4 protein-coding genes and 1 riboswitch are annotated in these 6,239 nt (G+C 65.0%); of the genes, 1 reads left to right on the forward strand and 3 read right to left on the reverse strand.

The annotated features are described in order from the left end of the window. Positions 1–317: 317 nt before the first annotated feature. The 3 genes from E6C76_RS20885 to E6C76_RS20895 form a co-directional block, all read right to left on the reverse strand. A complete protein-coding gene (locus E6C76_RS20885; RefSeq protein ID WP_136350195.1) occupies positions 318–605 on the reverse strand; it encodes a putative quinol monooxygenase in 288 nt (95 codons plus the stop codon). A 107-nt stretch (positions 606–712) separates the two neighbouring features. Further along, positions 713–1,867, reverse strand: a complete 1,155-nt coding sequence (locus E6C76_RS20890; RefSeq protein ID WP_136350196.1) for a ribonucleotide-diphosphate reductase subunit beta — start codon at positions 1,865–1,867, stop codon at positions 713–715. Beyond that, on the reverse strand, positions 1,864–4,698 hold the full coding sequence (locus E6C76_RS20895; protein ID WP_136350197.1) for a ribonucleoside-diphosphate reductase subunit alpha: 2,835 nt from the start codon (positions 4,696–4,698) through the stop codon (positions 1,864–1,866). The genes E6C76_RS20890 and E6C76_RS20895 overlap by 4 nt, the downstream gene beginning before the upstream one ends. Before the next feature lie 114 nt (positions 4,699–4,812). Next, a riboswitch (cobalamin riboswitch) is annotated at positions 4,813–5,019 on the reverse strand. Between the two features lie 190 nt (positions 5,020–5,209). Between E6C76_RS20895 and E6C76_RS20900 the strand changes: the two genes are divergently transcribed. Continuing rightward, positions 5,210–6,121, forward strand: coding sequence for a tyrosine-type recombinase/integrase (locus tag E6C76_RS20900; protein ID WP_136350198.1), 912 nt, complete (start codon positions 5,210–5,212; stop codon positions 6,119–6,121). Positions 6,122–6,239: the final 118 nt, after the last annotated feature.

Raw genomic sequence — 6,239 nt, forward strand, 5'->3', positions numbered from 1 at the left:
TGGGTTTTATTATTCGCAAACGATTTTCATTACGTCAATAGCCCAAGGGTACTTTTTGCGAACGTTTCCCATTCACGTATGATCGAACACACTCCACGGTGCGCCGGTCCACTGCCTGGCGCCTTCCCCTTCTCCGGCATCAAGGAGCGATCGATGAGCAAGAAATGCTGCGAGAAACGCAAGCCCTGCAAGGGCTGCCCGCGCCAGGCCGGCAAAGGCAAGGAAAAGAAGAAGTAGCCCGGCTGGCCGGAAAGAACGGTTCTCCAGGCATGTACGCGCGCCGCGCGGCAAATGAGCCGCCCGGGCGCCCGGCGGAATCAGCCGAACGCGTCCATCAGCAGGTAGATGCCCGGCCTCGTCTGGTAGCGGTCTATCCGTGGAACCAGGGTCTTGAAGTGCTCGGTGTCGCAGTGCGCATCCAGGGCGGCCCGGTCCGGCCATTCCTCAATGAAGATGAAATGCCCCGGGGCCTTCTGGTCGACAAAAAGTTCATAGGACACGCACAGCGGCTCCGCCCTGGTCTTCTCCACCAGTTCGCGGTACAGCGGCATGACCTCTTCGAGATGCGCGGGGTCGATGAAATCCTGAGCGATGACCTTGAGCATGGAATCCGCAGCCTGCTATCGAGTGTGCCGTACCGCACGCGGCCGGCCTGATGAAACGGGGGCGATCGATGACCGCCCCCAGGTACGTTGCCGCCCCGCGCCGCTGGTCAATCCCAGCTCAGCGCCCCGCCGGTCTGGTATTCGGTGACCCGCGTTTCGAAGAAGTTCTTCTCCTTGCGCAGATTGGCCTGTTCGTCCAGCCACGGCAGCACGTTCTGCGCGCTGGGGAAGGGTTCTTCCAGGCCGAGCTGGCGCGCGCGGCGGTTGGCGATGAAGCGGAACTGGTCCAGGTGCAGCGCCGCCGAGTAGCCCAGGATCGGCTCGCGCAGGATGTAGCCGGCGTAGGCGGTCTCGGCGGCCTCGGCTTCGTCCCACAGCGCGCGCAGGCGGGCCGGGTCGAGCTTGAGCTCTTCTTCCTGCAGCAACTGGCGCACCACGCGGATGCCGAAGGCGCAGTGCAGCACCTCGTCGCGCATGATGTACTGCAGCTGCTCGGCCGTGCCCTTCATCAGCCCGCGGCGCTGCAGGGCGAAGATGGGGGTGAAGCCGTTGTAGAACCAGCAGCCTTCGAAGATGCCGGCGAAGAACAGGTAGGAAAGCGCGAATTCGTGCAGGTTGTCGCGGTCGGTGAGATCGAAGTCGGAACGCATCACGCGGTCCAGCAGGCGGTTGGCCAGGGCGATCTTGCCGTGGATTTCCGGCACCACGCGGTAGCGGTTGTAGATCTCCTGCTGGTCCAGGCCCAGGCTTTCGATGCAGTGCTGGTAGGTCCAGGTGTGCAGCGCCTCTTCATACACCTGGCGGGCCTGGTAGATCTGCAATTCCGGCGCGCTCATCTTTTCCATCACCGCCAGGCCGATGTTGCGCATGGCGAGGATGTCGGAGGTGGTCAGGTAGGCCAGCACGTTCTCGAACACGTGGCGCTCGGCCGGCGTGAGCTTGTGGTGGTAGTCGTGCACGTCCTGCGCCATGGAGATTTCCAGCGGCGTCCAGTGGTTCTTGTTGGCATTGAGGAAGAACTCCCACGCCCACGGATACTTGAACGGCGCCAGCTGGTTGATGTCGGCGTGTCCATTGACCACGCGCTTGTCCTGCGCGTTGACCGGGGCCAGCGCGGCAGGCGGCGCGGCAGGCGGGACGGCGGCCCCGGCGGGCTGCTGCGCCGCGCCGGCGGCGGGTGCGGACGTGGGGGCGGCGGCCTGGGCAGGCGCCGGCGCGGCGGGCTTGTCGTCCCAGTCGTCGAAGCGGAGGGCGGAACTCATTGGCAGGCCTCGCAATCCGGGTTGTCGATGGAGCAGAACTTGGCTTCGGCGGCGGCTTCGGCGGCCACGTTGTTCACGCTGGCCTTTTCCATGGCGGTGGCGCCCAGGGTGCGCAGGTAGTAGGTGGTCTTCAGGCCGCGCGTCCAGGCCAGGCGGTACAGTTCGTCGAGCTTGCGGCCGGAGGGCGCGGCCACGTACAGGTTGAGCGACTGCGCCTGGTCGATCCACTTCTGCCGGCGCGCGGCGGCCTCGACCAGCCACGACGGGTCGATCTCGAAGGCGGTGGCGTAGCGCGCCTTGAGTTCGTCCGGGACGCGGTCGATGGGGGCCAGCGAGCCGTCGAAGTACTTCAGGTCGGCGATCATCACGTCGTCCCACAGGTCGAGCGCCTTCAGCTCGTTCACCAGATATTCATTGACGATGGTGAATTCGCCCGACAGGTTGGATTTGACATAGAGATTCTGGTAGTCCGGCTCGATGGAGGCCGACACGCCGATGATGTTGGCGATGGTGGCGGTGGGCGCGATGGCCACGCAGTTGGAGTTGCGCATGCCGTGGCGGGCGATGCGGGCACGCAGCGCATCCCAGTCCAGTTGGCCGCCGCGCTCCACCTCGACAAAGCCGCCGCGCGATTCGGCCAGCAGTTCCAGGGTGTCGGCCGGCAGCACGCCGCGCGACCACAGGCTGCCTTCGTAGCTGGAATAGCGCCCGCGCTCCTCGGCCAGTTCGGTGGAAGCCTGATAGGCGTAGTAGCACAGCGCCTCGGTGGAGCGGTCGGCGAATTCCACCGCGCCGTCGGAGGCGTAGGCCACGCCCATGCGGTGCAAGCAGTCGGCGAAACCCATCAGCCCCAGGCCCACCGGGCGGTGGCGCAGGTTGGAGGTGCGCGCCTTGGGCGTGGCGTAGTAGTTGATGTCGACGACGTTGTCGAGCATGCGCATGGCGGTGCGCACGGTACGCGCCAGCTTGTCGTGGTCCAGCGTCCATTGGCCGTCCGCGCCCTGCACCAGATGCGCCGGCAGGTTCACCGAGCCCAGGTTGCACACCGCCGTCTCGTCGGCCGAGGTGTTCAGGGTGATTTCCGTGCACAGGTTGGAGCTATGCACCACGCCCACGTGCTGCTGCGGGCTGCGCACGTTGCAGGCGTCCTTGAAGGTGATCCACGGATGCCCGGTCTCGAACAGCATGGTGAGCATCTTGCGCCACAGTTGCAGCGCGGGGATCTTCTTGAACAGCTTCAGCTCACCGCGCGCGGCCTTGGCCTCGTAGGCGGTGTAGGCGGCCTCGAAGTCGGTGCCGAAGCGGTCGTGCAGATCGGGCACATCCACCGGCGAGAACAGCGTCCACTCGCCGCCTTCCATGACCCGCTTCATGAACAGGTCGGGAATCCAGTTGGCGGTGTTCATGTCGTGGGTGCGGCGGCGCTCGTCGCCGGTGTTCTTGCGCAGCTCCAGAAACTCCTCGATGTCCAGGTGCCAGGTTTCCAGGTAGGCGCACACCGCGCCCTTGCGCTTGCCGCCCTGGTTCACCGCCACGGCGGTGTCATTGACCACCTTGAGGAAGGGGATCACCCCCTGGCTCTTGCCGTTGGTGCCACGGATCAGGCTGCCCAGCGCGCGCACCGGGGTCCAGTCGTTGCCCAGGCCGCCGGCGAACTTCTGCAGCAAGGCGTTTTCCTTGATGGCCTGGTAGATGCCTTCCAGGTCATCGGCCACCGTGGTGAGGTAGCACGAGGACAGCTGCGAATGCTGCGTGCCGGCATTGAACAGCGTGGGCGTGCTGCTCATGAAGTCGAAGCTGGAGAGCAGGCGGTAGAACTCGATGGCGCGCGTCTCGCGGTCGATCTCGTTGAGCGCCAGACCCATCGCCACGCGCATGAAGAAGGTCTGCGGCAGTTCGATGCGCACATCGTTCACGTGCAGGAAGTAGCGGTCGTACAGGGTCTGCAGGCCGAGGTAGTTGAAGCGCAGGTCGTTGCCGGCATCCAGCGCGGCGGCCAGACGCTCCAGGTCGTATTCGCCCAGGCGCGGGTCGAGCAGGCCGGCCTCCACGCCACGGCGGATCAACGCAGGGAAGCACTCCGCGTAGCCGGCCGCCATCTCGGCATGGCTGGTGGCTCGGCCCAGCACTTCCACGCGCAGGCTGTCGAGCAGCAGGCGGGCGGCCACCTTGGCGTAGTCCGGCTCGCGCTCGATCAGCGTGCGCGCGGCCAGCACCAGCGACTGGCGTACCGCGGCCAGCGGCACGCCGTCGTACAGGTTGGCCAGCGCATGTTCCAGCACCGTGTCGGCAGAAACGCCGCTCAGCCCCTCGCAGGCCTCGGCGCAGCGCGCGCGCAGCGCGGCGCGCTCCAGCGGAATGCGGCGTTCGCCGTCGGTGGCGTGCAGCAGGGTTTCCGCCGCGGCGGATTCCCCCGCCTGGGCCGCGGCGGCGGCGCGCTCGGCGGCGCGGCGCTCGCGGTACAGCACGTAGGCGCGCGCCACGTCCTGGCAGCCTTCGCGCATCAGCGCCAGTTCCACCTGATCCTGGATGTCCTCGATATGCACGGTACCGCCGCCGGGCAGCCGGCGGGTGAGCGCCTGCACCACGGTGGCGGTCAGGCGCGCCACCAGATCGCGCACACGCGCCGAAGCACCGCCCTGCCCGCCTTCCACCGCGACGAAGGCCTTGGTCATCGCCAGGGCGATCTTCTCGGCGTTGAACGGCACGATGGCGCCGTTGCGGCGGATCACTTCGAACGAGCGCGCGGCCTGGGCCAGTTCGGCCAGGGAAGAGGCGCCGCGCACGGCGGCGGAACGATCGGTTTCGGTATGGCTGGCGACGGCCTGCATGCTTGCACTCCCTTTGCATGGCAGCGCGGTGCCGGCACGGCGCGAAACGGCACGGCCCGGCCGTGCGCTCCGCCGCGAAGACACCCCGCTTCCGGTCAGAAAGATGGCCCGCGAGGGGCATTCGACGCGTCGGCAGGTCTCCTGGCTCACGGGTCCTGGCCCGGCACCGGTCTTCCCGGAAAAAATATTCCAGTGACATGAAACGGTGCGGACTCGCCGTCCACAGTTGCGGGGGCAGCTCCGGCATCGGGTGGCGTTCGCTGCCGCCCCGACCGGATTCCCTTTTGATCCCAGATGGGAACCGTCGCGTGAGTCGCAGTGTAGCGCCAGGAGCTTCCTACAGGCAAGCAGGAACAACTATTTGTTGACGGAAATCATGGATTGGCAACTACATATAGTAGTCAACATCCCCGACATCCACGTACGTCGCAACGAACGCAACGCCTGCGCGACTTGAACAAACCCTGGGGGCGGGAAGAGCATCCGGTCTTTTTGCCCGGAGCCCATACCCATGCGTTTTTCCCAAGCATCCGCCCGATTTCTCGGGCACTGCCGCTCGGCCATCAGCCTTTCGAAACACACGCTGCGCGCCTACACCGGCGACCTTTCCGATGCCTGCCGCTTCCTCACCCCGCCACAGAAGCGCGCCAACGAAGTCGGCAAGGAAGATCTACGCCGATATATCAGGCACCTGCGCGAAGAGCGCCAGCTCAAGGAAAGCTCGATCAAGCGACGCCTGGCGACGCTGAAACTGTTGTTCCGCTGGATGAAGGACGAGGAAATCATCCAGCAAAATCCATTCGACAGCCTCAACGAACGCATCCGCCTGCCCAGGCGACTTCCGCGCGCCCTGGACCGGCTGCAGGCTGGATTACTCAGAAAGGCGGTTGCGGCGCCGAATGGCACAACCGGGTTCGACGTCCTCTGCCAGAAAACCGCAATCCAGCTGATGCTGGAAACGGGCATCCGCGTAGGCGAGCTGTCGAACATCAAGATCGACGATGTTTCATTGGCCGATCAGACCATCGCCATTCATGGCAAAGGCAACCGCCAACGGATCGTCTACCTGCTCTCCCCCGCCTTCCAGCATTCACTGCAGCGCTATATCGAACGGCGGGCAAGGATCGAGTCAGCCAGCGACAAATTGTTCATCACCCGATCCGGACTCGATCTGACGCCTCCGCGCATACGCAAATCTCTTCGAGAGATCTCCGCAGCTGCTGGAGTCCAGAAGCACCTGACCCCGCACATGTTGCGTCACACGTGCGCGACCCACTGGCTGGAATCCGGCCTGGACATCCGCTACGTCCAGAGACTGCTCGGGCACCAGAGCATCTCCACTACGGAGATCTACACGCATGTTACGAATCAGGGGTTGAGGGAGGCACTACAGAGGGCAACGGGAAGGAGAAGCGATAACTAGGAATTATGGTCGCCTCCAAAATTCCCGAAATCTCTGGCCCGCCGTCGCCTCGTCGATCTCCTTTCGTCAATCGGCGAGAGGAGTTAACGCGGCTGCTGAGCTATCTACCGCCGTCTAA

The organism is Pseudothauera nasutitermitis, from assembly GCF_004801295.1.
GTDB lineage: Bacteria > Pseudomonadota > Gammaproteobacteria > Burkholderiales > Rhodocyclaceae > Pseudothauera > Pseudothauera nasutitermitis.